The 20,750-nt window shown below is 44.7% G+C and carries 23 protein-coding genes; 13 read left to right on the top strand and 10 right to left on the bottom strand.

Features of this window, described 5'->3' with window-relative positions; translation table 11 throughout:
• Positions 1–4 precede the first annotated feature (4 nt).
• On the top strand, positions 5–946 hold the full coding sequence (gene secF / locus ACTD55_RS06955) for a protein translocase subunit SecF (RefSeq protein WP_438863593.1): 942 nt from the start codon (positions 5–7) through the stop codon (positions 944–946).
• Positions 947–1,024: 78 nt separating this feature from the next.
• On the opposite strand, the gene suhB is transcribed toward secF, so the two are convergent.
• A complete protein-coding gene (suhB, locus tag ACTD55_RS06950; protein ID WP_438863592.1) occupies positions 1,025–1,801 on the bottom strand; it encodes an inositol-1-monophosphatase in 777 nt (258 codons plus the stop codon).
• Positions 1,802–1,972: 171 nt separating this feature from the next.
• On the opposite strand from suhB, the gene trmJ reads away from it, so the two are divergent.
• The 9 genes from trmJ to fdx all read left to right on the top strand — a co-directional run bounded on the left by trmJ (position 1,973) and on the right by fdx (position 8,941).
• Positions 1,973–2,698, top strand: a complete 726-nt coding sequence (gene trmJ, locus ACTD55_RS06945) for a tRNA (cytosine(32)/uridine(32)-2'-O)-methyltransferase TrmJ (RefSeq protein ID WP_438863650.1) — start codon at positions 1,973–1,975, stop codon at positions 2,696–2,698.
• 8 nt (positions 2,699–2,706) lie between these two features.
• The gene (gene cysE / locus ACTD55_RS06940) at positions 2,707–3,516 is read left to right on the top strand and encodes a serine O-acetyltransferase (RefSeq protein ID WP_438863591.1); all 810 of its coding nucleotides are present in this window, start codon (positions 2,707–2,709) and stop codon (positions 3,514–3,516) included.
• 96 nt (positions 3,517–3,612) lie between these two features.
• Positions 3,613–4,092: a Fe-S cluster assembly transcriptional regulator IscR gene (gene iscR, locus ACTD55_RS06935; protein WP_438863590.1), complete on the top strand. Its 480-nt coding sequence runs from the start codon at positions 3,613–3,615 to the stop codon at positions 4,090–4,092.
• Positions 4,093–4,104: 12 nt separating this feature from the next.
• Positions 4,105–5,319 carry an IscS subfamily cysteine desulfurase gene (locus tag ACTD55_RS06930; RefSeq protein ID WP_438863589.1) on the top strand — a complete coding sequence of 405 codons (1,215 nt, stop codon included), beginning with the start codon at positions 4,105–4,107 and terminating at the stop codon, positions 5,317–5,319.
• Positions 5,320–5,382: 63 nt separating this feature from the next.
• A complete protein-coding gene (gene iscU / locus ACTD55_RS06925) occupies positions 5,383–5,766 on the top strand; it encodes a Fe-S cluster assembly scaffold IscU (RefSeq protein WP_438863588.1) in 384 nt (127 codons plus the stop codon).
• Between the two features lie 9 nt (positions 5,767–5,775).
• Positions 5,776–6,099, top strand: coding sequence for an iron-sulfur cluster assembly protein IscA (iscA, locus tag ACTD55_RS06920; RefSeq protein ID WP_438863587.1), 324 nt, complete (start codon positions 5,776–5,778; stop codon positions 6,097–6,099).
• 92 nt (positions 6,100–6,191) lie between these two features.
• Positions 6,192–6,713 carry a co-chaperone HscB gene (gene hscB / locus ACTD55_RS06915; protein WP_438863586.1) on the top strand — a complete coding sequence of 174 codons (522 nt, stop codon included), beginning with the start codon at positions 6,192–6,194 and terminating at the stop codon, positions 6,711–6,713.
• Positions 6,713–8,581, top strand: a complete 1,869-nt coding sequence (hscA, locus tag ACTD55_RS06910) for a Fe-S protein assembly chaperone HscA (protein WP_438863585.1) — start codon at positions 6,713–6,715, stop codon at positions 8,579–8,581. The genes hscB and hscA overlap by 1 nt, the downstream gene beginning before the upstream one ends.
• Before the next feature lie 21 nt (positions 8,582–8,602).
• On the top strand, positions 8,603–8,941 hold the full coding sequence (gene fdx / locus ACTD55_RS06905) for an ISC system 2Fe-2S type ferredoxin (protein WP_438863584.1): 339 nt from the start codon (positions 8,603–8,605) through the stop codon (positions 8,939–8,941).
• A 187-nt stretch (positions 8,942–9,128) separates the two neighbouring features.
• Here fdx and ACTD55_RS06900 read toward each other — a convergent pair whose 3' ends face one another.
• Both ACTD55_RS06900 and ACTD55_RS06895 read right to left on the bottom strand, forming a co-directional pair.
• Positions 9,129–9,572: an Hsp20 family protein gene (locus ACTD55_RS06900; RefSeq protein WP_438863583.1), complete on the bottom strand. Its 444-nt coding sequence runs from the start codon at positions 9,570–9,572 to the stop codon at positions 9,129–9,131.
• Between the two features lie 239 nt (positions 9,573–9,811).
• Positions 9,812–10,474, bottom strand: coding sequence for a 2OG-Fe(II) oxygenase (locus tag ACTD55_RS06895; RefSeq protein ID WP_438863582.1), 663 nt, complete (start codon positions 10,472–10,474; stop codon positions 9,812–9,814).
• A 174-nt stretch (positions 10,475–10,648) separates the two neighbouring features.
• On the opposite strand from ACTD55_RS06895, the gene ACTD55_RS06890 reads away from it, so the two are divergent.
• A complete protein-coding gene (locus ACTD55_RS06890) occupies positions 10,649–11,134 on the top strand; it encodes a DUF1456 family protein (RefSeq protein ID WP_438863581.1) in 486 nt (161 codons plus the stop codon).
• Positions 11,135–11,219: 85 nt separating this feature from the next.
• Here ACTD55_RS06890 and ACTD55_RS06885 read toward each other — a convergent pair whose 3' ends face one another.
• Both ACTD55_RS06885 and ACTD55_RS06880 read right to left on the bottom strand, forming a co-directional pair.
• Positions 11,220–11,774 carry a YceI family protein gene (locus tag ACTD55_RS06885; RefSeq protein ID WP_438863580.1) on the bottom strand — a complete coding sequence of 185 codons (555 nt, stop codon included), beginning with the start codon at positions 11,772–11,774 and terminating at the stop codon, positions 11,220–11,222.
• The gene (locus ACTD55_RS06880) at positions 11,774–12,343 is read right to left on the bottom strand and encodes a cytochrome b (RefSeq protein ID WP_438863579.1); all 570 of its coding nucleotides are present in this window, start codon (positions 12,341–12,343) and stop codon (positions 11,774–11,776) included. The genes ACTD55_RS06885 and ACTD55_RS06880 overlap by 1 nt, the downstream gene beginning before the upstream one ends.
• Before the next feature lie 362 nt (positions 12,344–12,705).
• Here ACTD55_RS06880 and ACTD55_RS06875 point away from each other — a divergent pair, with 362 nt between their 5' ends.
• Entirely contained in the window at positions 12,706–14,304 is a 1,599-nt protein-coding gene (locus ACTD55_RS06875) for an isocitrate lyase (protein ID WP_438863578.1), read from the top strand.
• 78 nt (positions 14,305–14,382) lie between these two features.
• Here the strand turns inward: ACTD55_RS06875 and ACTD55_RS06870 are convergent, their stop codons facing one another.
• The gene (locus tag ACTD55_RS06870) at positions 14,383–16,392 is read right to left on the bottom strand and encodes a prolyl oligopeptidase family serine peptidase (protein ID WP_438863577.1); all 2,010 of its coding nucleotides are present in this window, start codon (positions 16,390–16,392) and stop codon (positions 14,383–14,385) included.
• Between the two features lie 731 nt (positions 16,393–17,123).
• On the opposite strand from ACTD55_RS06870, the gene ACTD55_RS06865 reads away from it, so the two are divergent.
• Positions 17,124–17,891 carry a DUF3800 domain-containing protein gene (locus ACTD55_RS06865; RefSeq protein WP_438863576.1) on the top strand — a complete coding sequence of 256 codons (768 nt, stop codon included), beginning with the start codon at positions 17,124–17,126 and terminating at the stop codon, positions 17,889–17,891.
• Positions 17,892–18,062: 171 nt separating this feature from the next.
• Here ACTD55_RS06865 and hisIE read toward each other — a convergent pair whose 3' ends face one another.
• The 4 genes from hisIE to hisA form a co-directional block, all read right to left on the bottom strand.
• Positions 18,063–18,680, bottom strand: coding sequence for a bifunctional phosphoribosyl-AMP cyclohydrolase/phosphoribosyl-ATP diphosphatase HisIE (gene hisIE / locus ACTD55_RS06860; protein ID WP_438863575.1), 618 nt, complete (start codon positions 18,678–18,680; stop codon positions 18,063–18,065).
• 93 nt (positions 18,681–18,773) lie between these two features.
• Positions 18,774–19,112, bottom strand: a complete 339-nt coding sequence (locus ACTD55_RS06855; RefSeq protein WP_438863574.1) for a four helix bundle protein — start codon at positions 19,110–19,112, stop codon at positions 18,774–18,776.
• Between the two features lie 109 nt (positions 19,113–19,221).
• A complete protein-coding gene (gene hisF, locus ACTD55_RS06850; RefSeq protein ID WP_438863573.1) occupies positions 19,222–19,995 on the bottom strand; it encodes an imidazole glycerol phosphate synthase subunit HisF in 774 nt (257 codons plus the stop codon).
• Positions 19,995–20,732, bottom strand: a complete 738-nt coding sequence (gene hisA, locus ACTD55_RS06845; RefSeq protein ID WP_438863572.1) for a 1-(5-phosphoribosyl)-5-[(5-phosphoribosylamino)methylideneamino]imidazole-4-carboxamide isomerase — start codon at positions 20,730–20,732, stop codon at positions 19,995–19,997. Before hisA ends, hisF begins: the two co-directional genes overlap by 1 nt.
• Positions 20,733–20,750: the final 18 nt, after the last annotated feature.

The following is a 20,750-nucleotide window of genomic DNA, read 5'->3' as shown; positions in this document are numbered from 1 at the left end:
GACTATGCAAATATTAAATTTTAAAGAAAACATCAAGTTCATGAAACTGCGCCTCCCGGCTCAGATTTTTTCTGGTGTGCTTATCTTGATATCGATATTTAGTTTATCGACTAATAGCCTAAACTGGGGACTGGATTTTACCGGTGGAACTCTGATTGAAGTCGGTTATCAACAACCAGCTAAACTGGATAACATTCGTAAACAACTGGAAAATGCCAGTTATACCGATGCCGTGGTGCAAAACTTTGGCACCAGTGAAGATGTGCTGATCCGTTTGGCTCCTCGTGAAGGGGTGAAAGCATCTACATTAGGTGATGAAGTGCTAAGTGCATTGCGTTCTGACGGTGATCAGGTTGATATGCGCAGGATTGAATTTGTCGGTCCGAATGTGGGTGACGAATTGGCAGAACAAGGCGGCTTGGCAATGTTGACCGCACTGTTATGTATTATGTTTTATGTTGCTGTGCGTTTTGAATGGCGTTTGGCACTGAGCTCAGTTATTGCGTTGGCCCACGATGTCATTATTACCCTTGGGTTATTCTCGGTATTGCAACTGGAATTTGATCTCACGGTATTAGCCGCGGTATTAGCCGTTATCGGTTATTCCCTGAATGATACCATCGTTGTCTTTGACCGGATTCGTGAGAACTTCCTGAAAATCCGTAAAGCAGAGCCGGAAGAGGTCATTGATACATCGTTAACTCAAACCATGAGCCGGACTATTATTACTTCCGGAACCACTATATTGGTATTGGTCGCCTTGTTCTTTAAAGGTGGCGCATTAATTCATGGTTTTGCGACTGCATTATTGTTCGGTATTTTCATCGGTACTTATTCCTCTATCTACATTGCTAGTGCCATTGCGCTAATGTTAGGTGTGAAGAAAGAGGATTTGATGCCTAGCGAAGTGGAAAAAGAAGGTGCTGATCAGGATCCAATGATGTAATCCATATCTTCTTCTAAGATCTAAAAAGCCGGGTTTTTCCCGGCTTTTTGTTATCTGAAAATAGTATTAATTGATGGTCTAGCTTTTTAAGTGTTTAACCAGATTTTGTACTACTTTAGGATTACCACAGACGACGCTGCGGGTTTTCATCGGGTTATTACCACCGTCATAATCGGTAACCAGTCCGCCGGATTCTTTTACCAATAATTCACCCGCAGCAATGTCCCAGGCGTTGATGCCTTTTTCCCAGTAACCGTCGTAACGACCAGCAGCTACATAGGCCATGTCCAAAGCGGCAGAGCCAGCACGGCGGACATCGCCAGATTTCATGAAAATAGCCTGAAAGCTGTCCAAACATTGCTGGGTTTGTTGTTTGGCTTTGAAAGGGAAGGCGGTGGCCAGAACAGTATTGCTTAAATCACGGGCTTTAGAAGTACGAATACGGAAACCATTTAATTGTGCACCCGATCCTTTACTGGCGGTGAATAATTCACCACGGATGGGATCAAAGACAACTGCCTGATCAAGACGGCCTTTATACAATAATGCGATGGAAACCGCGAAATGAGGAATTCCACGGACAAAATTGGTGGTGCCATCAAGCGGATCTATTACCCATTGGTAATCAGCGTCGCCTTCAACTATGCCGCCTTCTTCACCTAAAAAACTGTGGGTAGGGTAAGATTGTTGAATTTTGCGAATAATGGCCTGTTCCGCTTCTTTGTCAATTCGCGTGACATAATCGTTGTCACCTTTTAACTCAGTCATTAATTCATCACGGTTTTCAAATCCTTTGAGGATTATGTTTCCGGCCGTGCGCGCAGCGCGCACCGCAATATTCAGCATTGCATGCATAAATGGTCCACCAATTGTAAAAGAACAGAATAGGGCTCGTGTTAGACAAGCCGCTCAAAAAATCGCCGCGAATTCTAACAGAGCCGCTTAAAAAGGCAAGTAAAGATGACAGTTACTGTCGCTGTGGTATTATTCGCGCCTGAATTTTCGCGGCCTATCAAATACTCTCACATGCTAGAAAATATTAAAGTTGTCTTAGTGAATACCTCCCATACCGGTAATATTGGCTCAACTGCACGGGCGATGAAAACCATGGGGTTAAGCCAGTTAGTACTTGTTGATCCGGTTAGTGCACCAGATGGACAAGCCAGTGCCTTAGCTGCTGGTGCGACGGATGTATTAGCCAATGCAATAACGGTTAATTCCCTGGCCGAGGCAGTGGCTGACTGTGGATTAGTAATTGGTACCAGTGCCCGTTCCAGAACCTTATCCTGGCCGATGATTGAACCTCGCGGATGTGGTGAAAAATTAGTAGCCGAATCGGCTAAGTACCCGGTTGCTTTGGTATTTGGTCGCGAAAATAATGGTTTGAGTAATGAAGAACTACAGCAATGTCATTTTCATGTGTGTATTCCGGCTAACCCTGAATATAGCTCATTGAATTTAGCCGCAGCAGTACAAACATTATGTTATGAAGTCCGAATGGCGCATTTAGCTGAAAGTCCGAATGAAGAAGTGGAAGAAGATTATCCCTTATCAGAAGATTTGGAACGTTATTATACCCATCTGGAACAAACCCTAACCAAAACGACTTTTATTGTTAAGCAACATCCGGGTATGGTAATGACTAAATTGCGTCGCTTATTTAATCGTGCAAGACCGGAACGGGAAGAACTGAATATCCTGCGCGGTATTCTGGCTTCTATTGATAAATCTATTACTGCTAAAAGTAAGTAGAAAATTACATGTTTGAACGAATAAAAGAAGATATTGCTAGTGTTTTTAGTCGTGACCCTGCGGCTCGAAATACCTTGGAAGTATTAACCAATTACCCTGGTTTGCATGCTATCTGGATGCACCGATTAGCCCATCGCTTGTGGCGAGCCAAATGGTACTGGGTAGCACGGAGCTTATCTACTTTTAGCCGCTGGATCACCGGAATCGAAATTCACCCCGGTGCCACTATTGGTCGTCGGTTCTTTATTGACCATGGCATGGGAGTGGTGATTGGTGAAACGGCCGAAATTGGGGATGACGTGACCCTTTATCACGGTGTGACCTTGGGGGGAACCAGCTGGAATGGGGGCAAGCGTCATCCAACGTTAAAGGATAATGTGGTTATTGGCGCCGGAGCCAAGGTGTTAGGGCCAATTACCATCGGTCAAGGTGGTAAAGTCGGTTCCAATTCAGTGGTGGTCAAGGACGTGCCAGACGGTGCGACAGTAATAGGGATCCCTGGACGAATTGTAAATAACGTACAAGATAAAAATAAAACCAATAAGCGTGAACAGATTGCCCGTCAGTACGGTTTCGACGCTTACGCTGTCTCACCCGATAACCCCGATCCAGTTGCCAATGCGATTGGTACCATGCTCGATCATGTGCATTTAATCGATACCAAAGTTGCCGATATGTGCAAAGCCATTAACGACATGGGTGGCAAGGTCTGTGATAAATCCTTGCCCAGTTTAAAGCTGGAAGAGTTTTCTGAAGCCGAGAATGCCGCTTCTGAACTGCGCAAAAACAAGCCTGAGTCCTTTGATCCCGGCATATAAAACAATCATAAGTCGAAATGTTGAATAGGGATTAATACTTGACTAAATTAGTCGGGTATGTGAAAATTTCAGCCATCAATAGCCATGGGTTCTGAAATGAAATTAACCTCCAAAGGACGTTATGCGGTTACCGCGATGCTGGATGTAGCCTTACATTCGCAACGTAATCCGGTTTCATTAGCTGATATTTCTGAACGTCAGGGAATTTCCCTGTCTTATTTGGAACAGCTTTTTTCCCGCTTACGTCGTCATAAATTAGTTGATAGTGTTCGTGGACCCGGTGGCGGTTATAAACTTGGTCGTGAAGCCAGTAAAATAGCGGTCGGTGAAGTGATTAACGCAGTCGATGAATCTGTCGATGCCACTCGCTGTAGCGGATTGTCAGATTGTCAGGGCGGCCAACGTTGTTTAACTCATAGTTTATGGACTGATTTAAGTGACCGAATCAGTATCTTTCTTAACAGTATCACCTTGGGTGAACTGATGGATAAAAATGATGTTCAGGTGGTCGCAGAGCGCCAGAACAAGAATCAGCATTCGGCGGAAACGCCTATTTCCGTCACCTTGCAGTTGTAATTGGAGCAAGTAATGAAATTACCTATTTATCTGGATTATTCAGCCACTACACCGGTTGATCCTCGTGTAGCCGAAAAAATGATGGAATGTCTGACCAACGAAGGCAATTTCGGTAATCCTGCGTCACGTTCACATCGTTTTGGATGGCAAGCCGAAGAAGCCGTTGATATTGCGCGGAACCAGATTGCAGATTTGGTGAACGCCGATCCTCGTGAAATTGTTTTCACCTCTGGTGCCACTGAATCTAACAATTTAGCCATCAAAGGTGCAGCGCATTTTTATGCTAAAAAGGGTAAGCACATTATTACCGTTAAAACTGAGCATAAAGCGGTACTTGATACCTGCCGTCAGTTAGAGCGTGAAGGCTTTGAAGTCACATACATGACACCTCAGCCCAATGGATTATTGGATTTGGCTGAATTAGAAGCCAATCTGCGTGAAGACACAATATTGGTGTCTGTAATGCATGTTAATAATGAAATCGGTGTGATTCAGGACATTGAGAAAATTGGCGAATTATGTCGTTCACGTAAAATTTTGTTCCATGTCGATGCTGCGCAAAGTGCCGGTAAAGTGCCAATTGATTTGCAAGCTTTGCAAGTCGATATGATGTCGTTTTCGGCACATAAAGCCTACGGACCGAAAGGGATGGGGGCTTTATATGTGAGTCGTAAACCTCGTGTTCGTTTAGAAGCTCAAATGCACGGTGGTGGACATGAGCGAGGTATGCGTTCTGGTACCCTTGCCACTCATCAAATTGTCGGTATGGGCGAAGCATTCCATTTGGCAAAACAGGAAATGGCGGCGGAAAACGAACGTATTTTGATGTTGCGTAATCGTTTATGGAACGGCATTAAAGATATTGAAGCGGTTTACGTGAATGGTGATTTGGAGCAACGTGTTGCTAACAATTTGAATGTTAGTTTTGCTTATGTTGAAGGTGAATCACTGATTATGGCACTTAAAGATATGGCCGTGTCATCAGGTTCTGCCTGTACTTCAGCCAGTCTTGAGCCGTCTTATGTATTACGCGCGTTAGGACTCAATGACGAATTAGCACATAGTTCAATTCGTTTCAGTATTGGTCGTTTTACCACTGAAGAAGAAATCGATCATGTGATTAACGTGGTCTGTGGCGCTATCGACAAATTACGTGAAATGTCACCACTTTGGGAAATGTACAAAGATGGTGTGGATTTGGACACAGTTGAGTGGGCTCACCACTAAGCAACAGAAATAAATTTTCCGGAACGGTTTAAATAACGGTTCCCAATACAGAGGTATGCAGTCATGGCTTATAGTGACAAAGTAATTGACCATTATGAAAACCCTCGTAACGTGGGTGGTTTTGATAAAAATGATCCAAGCATTGCGACTGGTATGGTAGGCGCACCCGCGTGTGGTGACGTGATGAAATTACAACTGAAAGTGGGTGAGAACGGTATTATTGAAGATGCCAAATTCAAAACTTACGGTTGTGGTTCCGCTATCGCATCCAGCTCACTCGTAACCGAGTGGGTCAAAGGCAAAACGCTAGATGAAGCGGTGTCGATTAAGAATACTCAAATCGCTGAAGAGCTGGCGTTACCGCCGGTAAAAATTCACTGCTCTATTTTGGCCGAAGACGCCATTAAAGCTGCAGTGGAAGATTATAAGTCAAAGCGTCCGGCATAGGATTGGTTAGTGGCTATTACCGTAACTGAAGCTGCCGCTAAACGAGCTAAAACCTTTTTGGCTAATCGAGGCCAAGGACTTGGTTTGCGTTTGGGGGTTAAAACCACCGGCTGTTCCGGCCTGGCATATGTGCTGGAATTTGTTGATGACGTTAATGAAGATGATCAAGTTTTTGAAGATAATGACGTCAAAATTGTTGTCGACGCCAAAAGCCTGGTCTATCTAGATGGTACACAGCTGGACTTTGCCAAAGAAGGCCTGAATGAAGGTTTTCAATTTAACAACCCTAACGTGAATGGCGAGTGTGGTTGTGGCGAGAGTTTTAACGTTTAGACGTATTCCAGTGCCGAAGTGTATAGAAGTCGGCCGGTTGGCCGATTTTTTTATGCTTTGTTTATCGTCTTAAACAACTTAAGTAAGGTGTTATGAATCATTTCGAGCTCTTTAATTTACCGGCCCAATTTGATTTGGATTTGACCCAGTTGTCTGTCAGTTATCAAAAACTGCAGCAGTTGACCCATCCGGACAAATTCGCCACTGCCAGTGATCAGCAACGCTTTTTATCTGTGCAAAAAAATGCTCAACTGAATGACGCCTACCAGATATTAAAGTCTCCGCTATTACGGGCTGAATATTTACTCGAACTAAAAGGAATGGATCTCAAGCACGAGACTTCCACCATGCAGGACGGCACGTTCCTGATGCAACAAATGGAGTGGCGTGAGCAGCTTGAGGATATTCAGCACAGCAAAGATTTAGATGCACTGGAAGACATGGATGATGAAATTAGCCAACAAATTGCCGCACATTTGCAACAACTAAAAAAACTTCTAGCCAGTAACAATGGGCAAGATGATTTAGTTGCTGCCAATGAAATCCGTAAACTTAAATTCCTGTATAAATTACGCAGCGAAATAGCTAACCTGGAAGAGAAACTGCAAGACTAATGGCATTACTTCAAATCGCAGAACCGGGCCAAAGCACCGCCCCTCATCAACGTAAACTCGCCGTCGGTATTGACCTTGGTACAACTAACTCGTTAGTGGCCACGGTACGCAGCGGAGAAGCGCAAACGCTAGCCGATAACGATGGTTTACATATTTTACCTTCGGTTGTTCATTATCAAGCTGAGCAAAAAATTATTGGCATGGCCGCACGTGAATCGGCCAGCAGTGATCCGGCTAATACCATTTCCTCGGTGAAACGTTTCATTGGTCGTTCCCTAGCGGATATTCAGGCGAGTTACCCTAATTTGCCTTATGAATTTTGCCAGCTTGAACAAGCTGTTCCGTCTATTCAAACTGCGGCGGGTAAAGTGAATGCGGTACAAGTCTCGGCGGATATTTTGTCGGCATTGAAGCAGCGCGCTGAACAAAGTTTGGCCGACGAACTGACGGGTGTGGTTGTCACCGTGCCGGCGTATTTTGATGATGCCCAGCGCCAAGGCACTAAAGATGCAGCCCAACTGGCCGGACTGAACGTATTGCGTTTACTCAATGAACCTACCGCGGCGGCCATTGCTTATGGACTGGATAGTGGTCAGGAAGGCGTGATTGCGGTTTATGATTTAGGTGGCGGCACCTTTGATATTTCTATTTTACGTTTATCCAAAGGGGTGTTCGAAGTTTTAGCCACCGGCGGTGATGCCGCATTAGGAGGAGATGACTTTGATCATCTTCTGGTTGATACAATCCGTCATCGCTTAAATTTACCTGAAAAACTGCCATCTCGATTACATCGAATCTTGTTGGATCAGGCTCGTTCAGTCAAAGAAGCATTAAGTGATGCTCCATCTGCAACGGTGCGTTTTACCGACGACAACGACAATGCGCTGCAATGTGATATTAGCAAAAGCGAATTTGAAGCTTTAATTGGCGCATTGGTTAAGCAAACCTTACGGGCTTGTCGCCGCGCAGTAAAAGATGCCGAGATTGAAAAAGAAGATGTGATTCAGGTGGTGATGGTTGGCGGTTCAACTCGCATTCCATTGGTTCGTGAACAGGTCGGTGAATTTTTTGGTCAGACGCCGTTAACCTCAATCGATCCGGATAAAGTAGTCGCTATTGGTGCTGCCATTCAGGCCGATATTTTGGTCGGTAACAAACCCGATGGTGAAATGCTGTTACTGGATGTATTACCGCTCTCATTGGGAATTGAAACCATGGGTGAGTTGGTGGAAAAAATTATTCCGCGTAACACCACAATTCCGGTTGCCAAAGCGCAGGAATTTACCACCTTTAAAGATGGTCAAACGGCGATGATGATCCATGTGTTGCAAGGTGATCGTGAACTGGTATCAGATTGCCGTTCGTTAGCCAAATTTGAACTGCATGGCATTCCACCGATGGCAGCAGGGGCCGCGCATATTAGAGTGACATTCCAGGTAGATGCGGATGGATTGTTAAGCGTCACCGCGATGGAAAAATCCAGTGGTGTGCAAGCCAGTGTAGAAGTAAAACCATCCTATGGATTGAGTGATGATCAGGTGGCAGAAATGCTTAAATCATCCATGCAGCATGCCAAACAGGATATGCAATCCAGAATGCTTAAAGAACAACAGGTTGAAGCCGAACGGGTCAGAGAGTCACTGCAAGCGGCATTAGCCGATGATGGTGATGAATTACTGTCGAGTAATGAAAAACAGCAAATTGAACACGCTATTGCTGCCATGTTAGAAGCCGCTCAAGGTAATGATCCTCAAGCAATTAAAACCGCGATTGAAGTGGTTGATCAACATAGTCAGGAATTTGCCCAACGGCGCATGGATAAGTCTATCCGCAAAGCCTTGTCTGGCCATAACGTTAGCGAAATTTAAATTTCAAACAGGATATAAAGAATGCCACAAATCATATTTTTACCCCATAGCGAATTGTGTCCCGATGGTGCTGTATTGGATGTTGAGGAAGGTACAACAGTACTGGATGCGGCCCTGAAAAATGGCATCGATATTGAACATGCTTGCGAGAAATCCTGCGCTTGTACAACCTGTCATGTAATCGTGCGTGAAGGTTTTGATTCGCTGGATGAGAGTGATGAACTGGAAGATGATATGCTGGATAAAGCCTGGGGTTTGGAGCCGGAATCGCGTTTAGGCTGTCAGGCGGTGATGAAAGATGAAAATCTGGTGGTAGAAATACCTAAATACACCGTGAACCAAGTCAGCGAAGCGCATTAAAATAAGGTTAATCGGTACAATATAAAACAGGTCGGCAATGCCGGCCTTTTTATTGGGTAAAGGATTGGAATTATCTTTGGGCAGTCAATTCGACGCGTGATTCATCAGCTTATTTACCAAGATTGTACATACTAAAAAAGCGGCTTATCAGGCCGCTTTTATCAGAGAGACAACACAGTAGAAGAACTTATTCGGGTTTATTCTCGATTAAGCTACTGCCTATTTGAATCTTGCGAGGTTTCTTGGCTTCGGGAATTATCCGTTCCAAATCAATGTGCAGTAAACCATTTTGCAGGTCGGCTGCGAGCACCTTGACATGGTCGCCTAGTTGAAACTTGCGTTCAAAGTTGCGTTCTGAAATACCCTTATGCAGGAATTTACGTTCCTCATCTTTCGCTTGCTTATTACCGGTGACCAGTAGCGTGTTTTCCTGGGCTTCGATTTCGATTTGATCTTCAGCGAAACCGGCTACAGCCATCGTGATCCGATATTTGTCTTCGGCGAGCAATTCGATGTTATAAGGTGGATAACTGGTTTGTTTTTCATTGCGTGAGGCGTTGTCAATCATAGACGCCAAGTGGTCAAAACCAATGAAAGAACGATAAAGTGGAGATAGATCGATGTTACGCATTTGCATATCCTCTTAATTAAGCAATATGTGATGGGCTGCCGTTTTGTTGTGACTAGACCATCAATGTTTAAGTTTGCCCCGATAATCGGCGGCGTTTTTGTCAACCCTTTCGGCGTCGACAATTTATATATATGGCAGGCCAAGCTTTTTTCAACAGAAAATTTTAAAATATTTTATAACTAATTGAATAATAAGTATTTTTAATTTGAATATTGATGATTGCCGGATATTAAAAGGAGTTATCTGGAAGGATCGATGCAATCACCCAAGCTGTTATTGACGCGAAACCAGCCGGTTAAACTATAGCGATTTTTGTTGGCGGCTAAGACTTCATGTGGAAAGCGTTCGCTCAGAAATACAATAAAGGATCCTAGCTTGGGGATCACGGTTAAAAAAGGTTCTTTAACTTTTTTACGGTACATTAATAACTCGCCGCCATCAGCCGGATCCCAGTCAGGATTAAGATACAACACGGTAGATAAAACCCGGTTGGTATTACCTTTAAATGCATCCAGATGGCGTTTGTAATAACTACCTTGAGCGTAATGGGCAAAGTGACATTCATAGTCAAACAGCCCCATAAACAAACGTCGATTAAGCTCGATACGCAAATCTGACATAAGTTTCATATAGTGTTGCTGTTCTGGGGTTTCTCCACTCAGCCAGTGAATGTGATCAGTGCGCACAAATTGGTTAATTTGTTGTTCGGTGGCGCGCCCAATGGCTGCACGTTTAAAATAATCATCCGGTAATTGACGGACTTGCATAGCCAGCTGGCTGATCAAAACGGGCGGGAAAAAGTCTTCAATTAAGCAATAACCCTGTTCAACTAATGCATCGGCAATATGATCGAGTTTACCGGTAGATAAAGCATTGTCATTAGGTAGAGCGAATGCGCTCATAAGTGTACTACTCAGCGATTGAAGGTGACGCTTTATATACGCAAATTAGTCATTTGTCTTGCTAAAAATAAACAAAAATGTATTTTTTATTTAATTGCATCCCACGACCAAGCTAAATCAGGTTAAAATAGCATTTTTACGCAATTATCTGCGTTTACTACCTTGGAATATTAGATGATTCATAATGACGTTCTACGCCGCCTGCGTTACGCCCTAACTATTAATGATACCGCCGCTATTGCCATTTTTAAGTTGGCCGATTACGACATGGAGTTGGAATATTTACACGGTATTATGAAAAAAGAAGACGAAGCCGGCTTTGTTCTGTGTCGCGATAAAGTATTGTCATTATTTTTGGATGGCTTGATTTACAAAAATCGGGGTAAGCAAGAGGGCAGAGAACCCAAAGTACTTGAAGCAGGTGAAAAGTTAACAAATAACGAAATCCTGAAGAAAATCCGCGTCGCATTAACCCTGCAAGAACAAGACATCATCAATATTATGCAGTTAGCGGATTTCAAATTAGGCAAAAGTGAACTGTCCGCGTTGTTTAGAAACCCACAACACCGCAATTATAAAGAATGTGGCGACCAGTTTTTGCGTAATTTTTTACAAGGACTGACTAAAAAATATCGTCCTGCCGATCACTGGAATCCTTAACCACTCTGTGCATTTGTACACAAAAAAACGGCGATAATTCGCCGTTTTTTGATGGGCTAAGAAAGCCCGACTTATTCAAATAAGATTATTGTTTAATACCTTCAACAATTAAATCAAATTCGACTTTGCCGAAATCCATTTTGGTACCGAAGTCACCCATACTAATAGTGGTTGTTCCCTCAAAGCCTGCGCGATAACCGCCCCAAGGATCTTTACCTTCACCAATTTTAGTCGCTTCAATCACGATAGGTTTAGTGACACCCATTAAGGTTAAATTACCTTTGATATTTAGTTTACCGTCACCAGCATCTTCAACGTCTGTACTAACAAATTTAGCGGTACTGAATTTATCTACGTTTAAGAAATCGTCACTGCTAATGTGCTTGTTACGTTTAGCATGGTTAGTATCAACACTGCTGGTATCGATATTAACCGTTACCGTTGATGCTTCAGGTTTGGCTGGATCATAGCTGAACTTGCCATCAAAAGTATTAAAGCGGCCTGTCACATAGGAATAGCCTAAATGGCTCACTTTAAAATTGATGGATGCGTGAGCCCCTTGTGTATCGATCACATAATCTGCTGCGCTTGCAAATGGTGAAGCTGCCAGTAACGCCGTAGTAAAAATCAGTTTTTTCATTAATTATCTCCGTTGGTTTTGTTGTTTTTGGCAGGTTTTAGCATTCTGCTCAAGGTTGAATCTTTATCAATAAAGTGGTGCTTAACGGCGGCTAAGGCATGTAAACCGGTTAGTCCCATTAATATATAGGCGCCCCAACGATGAACATCACCGCTAGTGGTGCCTTGATGCTGGAACAACTCTCCCATTGAGGGAAGGGTAAACCAGTCAAACACGTCAATGCCACGACCGTCTGCGGTAGGGATCAAGTAACCGCTAATAAATATCAGTATCAGCAGCAAATACAGTAATCCATGCGCAAATTTGGCTGACATCTTTTCCCATTGCACCCCTTCAAATACGGGCTGAGGCTGACTAAAACGCCATATCAGCCTGAATACGGTTAATACCGCTAATAATATACCGATGCTAACATGCCACATCGGTGCGGTTTGGTACCATTTACTGTAATAAGTCAGGTCTACCATCCACCATCCCAATACGAATAAGCCTACTATGGCTGCGGCACTAAGCCAGTGAACAATAATACTGACCCAACCAAAGCTGGATTTACTGTTGGTTAATTTCATTATCATCCTGTATAGATAATTTTATATAACAAGCTTACTCGAAGTGTATAAATGAAACAGCGCGAAATATAGATAATAATGATTCGATTTTTAGATGGATTAATCTAAATTCTCTGTAGCCAGTGATAACCGCTCAATTCCTTATCGCGTTCTCTCAATCTGATAACCGCACATTGATCAATTTAGTACGTAAATCGAGCTTATTCAGAAGCATGGGATTTTAGTGTTTTGTAAAATTTACATTGTGTAATTTCTATTGTGAAATTTTAGTTAAAACTTCACTAAGATGACTCCCGAGTGTTCAAACAATGTTCAATGCCTAGCAAAGTCATTGCACTAAACATAATAATACGGAGTACCCTATGCAAAACTATAAGACTGAAATCAATCAGGCTCAGACAACGCTTAATCAACAAGGGGCAGGATGGCAGGCAATTGACGCTGAATCCGTTGCCCGTATGCGTTTGCAAAATCGTTTCAAAACCGGGTTGGATATTGCCAAGTATACTGCCGCGATTATGCGTGCAGATATGGCTGCCTATGATAATAGCCCGGCCAACTACACCCAGTCGTTAGGTGTCTGGCATGGTTTTGTTGGGCAGCAGAAAATGATTTCGGTTAAAAAACATTTCAACACCACTAAAGGGCGTTATTTGTATCTATCCGGCTGGATGGTAGCGGCCATGCGCTCTGAATTTGGTCCATTGCCCGATCAGTCCATGCATGAAAAAACCTCAGTTCCCGCCTTAATCGAAGAGCTTTATACCTTTTTAAAACAAGCCGATGCGCGGGAATTGCAACAGTTGTTTAGTGAGCTGGATGCGGCGCGTGAAACGGGTGACGAAGTTAAAGTACAGGCAATTCAAAAGCAGATTGATCACTTTCAAACCCATGTAGTGCCGATTATTGCCGATATTGATGCCGGTTTTGGTAACGAGGAAGCCACCTATTTGCTGGCGAAAAAGATGATCGAAGCGGGCGCCTGTTGCATCCAGATTGAAAATCAGGTGTCCGATGCCAAACAATGCGGCCATCAAGACGGCAAAGTAACCGTGCCCCATGAAGATTTCCTGGCCAAAATTAACGCAGTACGTTATGCCTTTATGGAAATGGGCGTTGAGGATGGTGTTATTGTTGCGCGCACCGATTCACTGGGCGCTGGGCTGACCCAAAAAATTCCGGTATCTCAACGGGCTGGGGATCTGGCAGACCAGTACAATGCATTTATTGATGGCCAAGCTATTACGTCACTGGATCAACTCCAATCTGGCGATATGTTGATTAAACAGGGCGATAAGCTGATCAAACCCACACGTTTGCCAAACGGACTGGTGCGTTTTAAAGCCAATACCGGTGAAGATAGGGTGGTACTGGATTGTATTACTTCATTGCAGCATGGTGCTGATTTATTGTGGATTGAAACCGAAAAACCGCATATCGGCCAGATTGCCGGTATGGTCAATCGTATTCGTGAAGTGGTGCCAGACGCCAAGCTGGTTTACAACAACAGCCCTTCATTTAACTGGACACTGAATTTCCGTCAGCAAGTATTCGACAGTTGGCAGCAGCAGGGCAAAGATACCAGCGGCTATCAACGCGATAACCTGATGCAGGCGCAATATGACGAAACCGAATTGGCAATGGAAGCCGACCAAAAAATCCAGCGCTTCCAGCGTGATGCGGCCAAAGAAGCGGGCATTTTCCATCACCTGATTACGCTGCCAACCTACCACACAGCAGCATTATCCACTGATAATCTGGCTAAAGACTATTTTGGTGAGATGGGTATGCTGGCTTATGTGGATAAGGTACAGCGTCAGGAAATTCGTCAGCAACTGGCCTGTGTTAAACACCAGAATATGTCCGGCTCGGATATTGGTGACGAACATAAAGAGTACTTCTCTGGCACCCAGGCACTTAAAGCGGGTGGTAAAGATAACACCATGAATCAGTTTGCTTAATATACTGGCACTTGGGAAGAGTAAAAAGGCGCATTAAGCGCCTTTTTTATTGCTGTCACTGCATAATTGCGACAAACCTTATTGCGTTTTACCCACGATTTCGATTGCCGGTAAGTCTTCGGTAAGCGGCAAACCTAAAACTTGCGAGTAGAAATATAGCTCGGCATTTAGTGCCGTAATAATATTCTCAGATTTTCTGAAACCATGGCCTTCACCTTCAAACGGAATGTAAGCAGTAGGAATGCCTTTAGCTTTGAGTGCATCGAATATCATTTGCGACTGGTTGGGTGGCACGACTTTGTCATCCAAGCCTTGCAGCAATAACAGGGGCGCGTTAAAGCCATCCAGATGATGAATGGGCGAGCGGTCGATATATAAATCCTTGCGCTCAGGGTAGGGGCCAATTAGTTGATCCAGATAACGCGATTCAAACTTATGGGTATCACCGGCCAGCGCTTCAATATCGCTGATGCCGTAATAACTGGCACCCGCTTTAAATACATGGCTGGTGGCGAGAGCCGCTAGGGTAGTATAACCGCCAGCACTGCCGCCTCGGATAATCAGTTTTTCCCGGTCGGCCAGTTGTTGTTCGCCCAGCCATTTCGCCCCGGCAATGGCATCTTGTACATCGGCAATGCCCCATTCTCCATATAGTGCTTTACGGTAATCGCGGCCATAACCGGTACTCCCGCGGTAGTTCACATCCAAAATGGCAAAACCGCGGCTGGTCCAGTAATACTTGCTAACTGCATAAGTGGGAGATGAACTGCCCGTTGGGCCACCGTGGATCATGACAATCAGTGGTGGAGCAGAACCTTCAGGTGCAGACACATCTGGGTTAGTGGGTGGATAATAGGTGCCGTAAGCGGTGGCGTTGTCATTGACCGGGAAGCTCACTTCGCGTGTTGCGGGTATCCATGCTGGATCAAGGCTATTATCTTTGGTTTTTCTCACCACATTGGTTTTATTACTGCTGATATCGGTTACTGCGACCAGTTCAGCTGGACGTGTTTTCGGATCCTGAACAATAAACAGGCCGCTATCGCTATCGATAAAATCGCCAATCGCGGCACTGTCAGGGGTAATGGATTGCGCCTGTTGGGTTGCTGGATTAAGCAAATACAACTGACTAACTGCGCCCTGAGTAATTTCGGCCAGTATCGAACCATCGTCACGGATATGGTAATAATGTTTGCCTATCGTCCAGGCTGGCCCGCCCAGTTCGGAATTCTCCGGTTGGCTGGCTACTAAAGTGAATTCAGCGTCGTTTACCTGATATAGCGACCACCAGTTATTACGATCGCTAATCGCATAAAGGTTACCTTGTGCATCCCATTGGGGATCAATTACCGATTCCTGCGTGTTCGCATTATGTTCAGTTAACTGGCTGAGCTTGCCGTCAGCATCAAATGCGGCTGACCAAAGCGTGGTATTGTCCCACGGCATATTAGGGTGATTCCAGCTGATAAAAGCAACCGACTTACCATCGGGCGACAACCCCGGTGCAGACACAAAACTGCTGCCCTCGAATAATACTTCGCCTTCCGACATACCGTTGGCTGGCACACTGACTAAAGTATTTTTAGGCTCTTTTAAGGCGCGGTGATCTTCACGAATACAAATCAGGCGATCACGCAGCGCATCCAGCTCACAGGCACCAAAACGGATTTTATCTTCAGGGGTGATCGCTTTAGGCGCTTCGCCAATGGGCATACGATACAGGCGCTGATCGGCAAAGTTGGTAAACCAGATGGTATTATTGTGCACCAGCACCGAACGCCCACCGTATTCCTGTACCCGGGTTCTGGCATTCCACGGGGCGGCCAATACCTCTTGTGCGGCTGAACCTTCTTTCCAGCGCATAATGGTGTTACGACCGCCTTCTTCGGGGCGCGATTCCACCCAATACACATAGCCATTGTCATAGGCTAATGTGGACAGTCCACGGCTGCCTTCGACGATTGAGGCGGCAGAAATCGGTGACGGCCAACCGCCGTATTCGATGGTTTTAGTCATAGTTTTTGTGTCCGGTGTTTGTGGCTGGCATGCGGTGATTAGCACAACCAGCGGAATCAACAGATAGCGCATGGAAATATCCCTTTATCATCATAAATGGAAATTAAGAAGTCGATTACTGTAGCGCGAATAAGGGGGAATGGCTATTCAGAAGCGTTGGCGCAGGCTGAAAGGTGAAGGGCAGGAAGTCCGCAGTAAAAATCCTTCAATAATTAATCGTGCTTTAATCATCCCTGACATTTTTCACGCCCAGTCCTATGGGCGCGACCCTATTGGATTTTACAGCTATCCTTAGCTTTTTTCTCCCCGCATCCATGCGGGGCGAGCCCCTTTCTTAGGGATAAGAAAGAGGCGAAAGAATCCCTAACTCCGCCAACTTGCTGATCTTGTTGCGGTTTCACTTGTTTATTCGAACCGGTACGAGGCAGCTATCCATGCAAAGCACGCACCTCGGGAAAACGTCCTGTTTTCCCGTTCGAACAAGTTTCACCTGCACAAGGCAAGTTGGAGTCGCGATTAGCCAAACTGCGTTTGGCCGCTGTCGCGGTGAAGACTCAAAATTTTAGTTTTCCTAGTCAGTCGCAACAGAAGGGATGTGGATTTGCAACGTTGGCGGTTTACCTGAATTTAAAATTGACCAGATACAGTGCCTTTAGTTGGAAAGTGTTGACCGCGGGGTTCTTAGGGGGCTGCGGCCGAACAGCCCACTGAGTTGCAGTCGCCAACGCGACGCCATATTATCGGTTTTGGATTAAGTTTCAGATTTAACGTTAAACTGAGCCCAGTTATGAGAGGCATCTGTAATGGATTACACAGTATATGGAGATGAAAGTGGAACAACTGGTAGCGATCGATGCTACTCGATTGGACTTCTATGCGTACCAACGAAAAGCATAGATAAATTTAATGATTACATGCTTGAGCAGAAAAGTAAGTGGGGCATTACTGGTGAATTAAAGTGGTCAAAAATTAAGAATAGTGCTGGACAAGCAAATATGTGTTTAGCTCTTCTAAATATGACGTTAAAAAGCCAATGTTGTTTTCACTCTATTGTTGTGGAAAAAAGTATCTATAGAAATTGGCGGTCCGATCGAGAGAAAGCTTTTTATCAAACATATACTAGCCTAGTTAAAGCTGTCGCTAGGCATACAAAATCCAAGCTTACTGTTCATATTGATCAAAAATCTGACAAATACAAAAGAAACGACGAAGTCATTGGGATAATTGCAAATAACATGCTTTCCAATATACGTTCTTCTGGATCCGTAAATTCAGTAAAAATGGAAGATTCCAAACTTCACTTGGGTCTTCAAGCAGTAGATATTCTGACAGGCGCTGTCAACTCTGGTTATATCAAATTTCTTAATCCAAGTTTGCGCCTTTCAAATGCAAAAGAAGCTGTCTTACCGAAAATGGCTAAAATGCTAGGTTGGGATAGGCTGATTTATGACACTTACCCTAATAGAAGTTTCAATATTTGGCACTTCCCAGAAGAAAATAGAGCAAGACCTGGTACAAAACGTGTCAACTATAATCCTAAGATTAGTAAAGTTAGTAGGGACGAAATATAACAAACCACTGTAGTCAATCTTTGGGATACAAAGGTTCCCTTCGCTTCGTTCTGTATTTTAACCTGCATATTTGTGCAGCTAAGTGAGGCGTTACTGAAGGTATGCTCATGGAACTAAGCTGATCTAGTTAACTTGAAAAAACTGACGGCCTCTAAAAGGCCGCCACCCTTCCTACTTATGCCTTTCCTTCAACACCCCAACTGCATCATTCAAGCTCAATCCGCTGGCTTGTAGCAATACAATCAGATGGTAAAGCAAATCTGCTGATTCGTTTTTGAGTTCTTCCAAATCACCCACAGTAGCCGCTAGCGCGGTTTCAACACCTTCTTCACCGACTTTCTGGGCAATGCGTTTAATCCCACTGGCGTATAAGCTGGCGGTGTAGCTGCTATCTGCGGCAGCGTCTTTGCGGCTGGCGATTACTTGTTCCAGTTGCGCAATAAAGCTTAAATCCGGCGTCGCTGCATCGGGCCAGCAGGTGTCGGTGCCTTTATGGCACGTGGGGCCGTGGGGAATGGCCAAGGCTAAAATCGCATCCAAGTCACAGTCGGCACTGATTTGTTTTAGCTCCAGTACATTGCCGGATTCTTCACCTTTAGTCCAAAGGCGCTGTTTGGAGCGGCTAAAAAAGGTGACCTTGCCGGTTTCTAACGTTTTGACCAATGCGGCTTTATCCATATAGCCCTGCATTTGCATAGTGCCGGTGATGGCATGTTGAACCATACAGGGAATAAGCCCGTCCATTTTGTCCCAGGCGAGTTGCTCGATGTTGTCTTTATTAATGATCATATTTATCCTTTCCTGAGCTACGAGCTACGAGCTACGAGCTACGAGCTACGAGCTACGAGCTACGAGCTACGAGCTACGAGCTACGAGCTACGCTCACTGTAGTTTTTTCATTAGTGCGCCAATCATTTTAGATATTTCTTCTATCTCAATGATTAATGGTTCTGCCAGTTGAGCAGTCATATAGCCTATATCTCGCGCTAACATTAATTGAGTTTTTAACTCACCGGCAGAGCCTTTGGCGATTGATAAAAACCTGAATTTTTCTTTTTCGCTAAAACGTTCCCAGCCTTCAGCAATATTACTCGGTACTGATAACGCACTTCGGGTTATCTGGTCTTTAAACCCATAATCCTTGCATTGTTTAAATACCGAGTAGACGTTTTTTGTAACAGCATAACTTCTTTGCCAAACATCCAGTTTTTCATAGTTCATAAAAGTCCTTCTTTAGCCAAGAGTTTCGAGCTGCGAGTGGCGAGCGAAAAGCGAAAACAGCGATGGACTGCTTGTTCTTTGCTCGTAGCTCGAAACTCGTCACTCGAAGCTATTCTCTTATCTCCACGCCTTGTGTGCGCAAATACTGTTTCAGTTCCTGAATATCGATAATGGCTTTATGGAATACCGAAGCCGCTAGTGCGCCGTCTACATCAGCTTGCTGATAGACGTTTTTAAAGTCTTCCATTTTACCGGCACCGCCGGAGGCGATTAGCGGTACATTGCATGCTTCACGAACTAAACGCAGTTGCTCAATATCGTAGCCCTGGCGTACGCCATCTTGATTCATGCAATTGAGTACAATTTCACCGGCACCCCGTTGTTGCACTTCTTTAACCCAGTCCAGCGTTTGCCATTTGGTGGTGACGGTGCGGCTTTCATCTCCGGTAAATTGGTTTACCTGATACAAACCGGTATCTTCGTTATAAAAACTGTCGATGCCGATGACCACACATTGCTGTCCGTACTGGTCGTGCAGTTGGGTGATCAGTTCGGGGCTAGTCAGAGCAGGGGAGTTAACCGAGATTTTATCCGCGCCCATTTCCAGAATACGGCCGGCATCTTCGACTGATTTAATTCCGCCAGCCACACAAAAAGGAATATCGATGACCTGGGCAATACGACTGACCCAGCTTTTATCTACTACACGGGCATCGCTGGAGGCGGTGATATCGTAAAATACCAGTTCATCGGCACCGGCTTTGGCGTATTGTTCGGCCAGCGGCACAATATCACCGATAATCTCGTGATTACGGAATTTAACTCCTTTAACCACTTTGCCGTCTTTGACATCCAAACAGGGGATAATACGTCTGGCCAACATTAGCGCGTCTCCCAAGTTTGGATAGCTTCGCTAAGGGTAAATTTACCTTCCAATAATGCCCGACCTAGAATCACGCCCGATACGTTGGTAGGCTGCAAAGTTTTAATATCGTCCAGACTACCGATGCCGCCTGAGGCTTGCCATTCAATAGTGGGAAACTGCGCGGTCATTTCGCTATACAGTTGGTCATTGGAGCCTTTTAAGGTGCCATCGCGGCTGATGTCAGTGCACAATACGTGTTTGGCACCTACAGTTAAAAAGTCTTCCAGTAATACTTCCAGCGCCACGCCGCTGTTTTGTTGCCAGCCGTGAGTGGCAATGTGTTTGTTGCCTTGCTCGTCGATATTGACATCCAGCGCCAAGACAATTTTTTCCGCGCCGTATTTTTCTATCCAGCTTTTAACCAGTTCCGGCTGTTTAACCGCCACCGATCCAATGACTACGCGGCTGATACCGGCGTCCAATAGTTGTTTCACATCCTGTTCATCACGTACGCCACCACCGGCCTGAAACTGCATTTTGCCGGTGGCTACCATTTGGCTGATCAGTTTAAGCTGGCGTTTACTGGTGTCTTTGGCGCCGGTTAAATCAACGATATGTAACCAGCTTGCCCCTTCGCTGGCGTATTGATTGACCACTTCTATAGGATCAAATTGATATTCAGTTTTTTGTCCGTAGTCACCTTGATAAAGGCGTACTACTTTGCCGTCTATTAAATCTATGGCAGGAATAATCATCTATTTGTGTTCCCTTGT

It is taken from the genome of Neptunicella sp. (assembly GCF_048268085.1).
In the GTDB taxonomy this organism is placed as follows: Bacteria; Pseudomonadota; Gammaproteobacteria; order Enterobacterales; family Alteromonadaceae; genus Neptunicella.
Note: the sequence above shows the minus strand (reverse complement) of the source record. Positions and strands in the feature narration are given on the sequence as shown.

Excerpts from the sequence above, each read along its gene's own strand:
- secF (WP_438863593.1), top strand. The coding sequence starts at position 5 with ATGCAAATATTAAATTTTAAAGAAAACATCAAGTTCATGAAACTGCGC.
- suhB (WP_438863592.1), bottom strand. The coding sequence starts at position 1,801 with ATGCATGCAATGCTGAATATTGCGGTGCGCGCTGCGCGCACGGCCGGA.
- trmJ (WP_438863650.1), top strand. The coding sequence starts at position 1,973 with ATGCTAGAAAATATTAAAGTTGTCTTAGTGAATACCTCCCATACCGGT.
- cysE (WP_438863591.1), top strand. The coding sequence starts at position 2,707 with ATGTTTGAACGAATAAAAGAAGATATTGCTAGTGTTTTTAGTCGTGAC.
- iscR (WP_438863590.1), top strand. The coding sequence starts at position 3,613 with ATGAAATTAACCTCCAAAGGACGTTATGCGGTTACCGCGATGCTGGAT.
- ACTD55_RS06930 (WP_438863589.1), top strand. The coding sequence starts at position 4,105 with ATGAAATTACCTATTTATCTGGATTATTCAGCCACTACACCGGTTGAT.
- iscU (WP_438863588.1), top strand. The coding sequence starts at position 5,383 with ATGGCTTATAGTGACAAAGTAATTGACCATTATGAAAACCCTCGTAAC.
- hscB (WP_438863586.1), top strand. The coding sequence starts at position 6,192 with ATGAATCATTTCGAGCTCTTTAATTTACCGGCCCAATTTGATTTGGAT.
- hscA (WP_438863585.1), top strand. The coding sequence starts at position 6,713 with ATGGCATTACTTCAAATCGCAGAACCGGGCCAAAGCACCGCCCCTCAT.
- fdx (WP_438863584.1), top strand. The coding sequence starts at position 8,603 with ATGCCACAAATCATATTTTTACCCCATAGCGAATTGTGTCCCGATGGT.
- ACTD55_RS06900 (WP_438863583.1), bottom strand. The coding sequence starts at position 9,572 with ATGCGTAACATCGATCTATCTCCACTTTATCGTTCTTTCATTGGTTTT.
- ACTD55_RS06895 (WP_438863582.1), bottom strand. The coding sequence starts at position 10,474 with ATGAGCGCATTCGCTCTACCTAATGACAATGCTTTATCTACCGGTAAA.
- ACTD55_RS06890 (WP_438863581.1), top strand. The coding sequence starts at position 10,649 with ATGATTCATAATGACGTTCTACGCCGCCTGCGTTACGCCCTAACTATT.
- ACTD55_RS06885 (WP_438863580.1), bottom strand. The coding sequence starts at position 11,774 with ATGAAAAAACTGATTTTTACTACGGCGTTACTGGCAGCTTCACCATTT.
- ACTD55_RS06880 (WP_438863579.1), bottom strand. The coding sequence starts at position 12,343 with ATGAAATTAACCAACAGTAAATCCAGCTTTGGTTGGGTCAGTATTATT.
- ACTD55_RS06875 (WP_438863578.1), top strand. The coding sequence starts at position 12,706 with ATGCAAAACTATAAGACTGAAATCAATCAGGCTCAGACAACGCTTAAT.
- ACTD55_RS06870 (WP_438863577.1), bottom strand. The coding sequence starts at position 16,392 with ATGCGCTATCTGTTGATTCCGCTGGTTGTGCTAATCACCGCATGCCAG.
- ACTD55_RS06865 (WP_438863576.1), top strand. The coding sequence starts at position 17,124 with ATGGATTACACAGTATATGGAGATGAAAGTGGAACAACTGGTAGCGAT.
- hisIE (WP_438863575.1), bottom strand. The coding sequence starts at position 18,680 with ATGATCATTAATAAAGACAACATCGAGCAACTCGCCTGGGACAAAATG.
- ACTD55_RS06855 (WP_438863574.1), bottom strand. The coding sequence starts at position 19,112 with ATGAACTATGAAAAACTGGATGTTTGGCAAAGAAGTTATGCTGTTACA.
- hisF (WP_438863573.1), bottom strand. The coding sequence starts at position 19,995 with ATGTTGGCCAGACGTATTATCCCCTGTTTGGATGTCAAAGACGGCAAA.
- hisA (WP_438863572.1), bottom strand. The coding sequence starts at position 20,732 with ATGATTATTCCTGCCATAGATTTAATAGACGGCAAAGTAGTACGCCTT.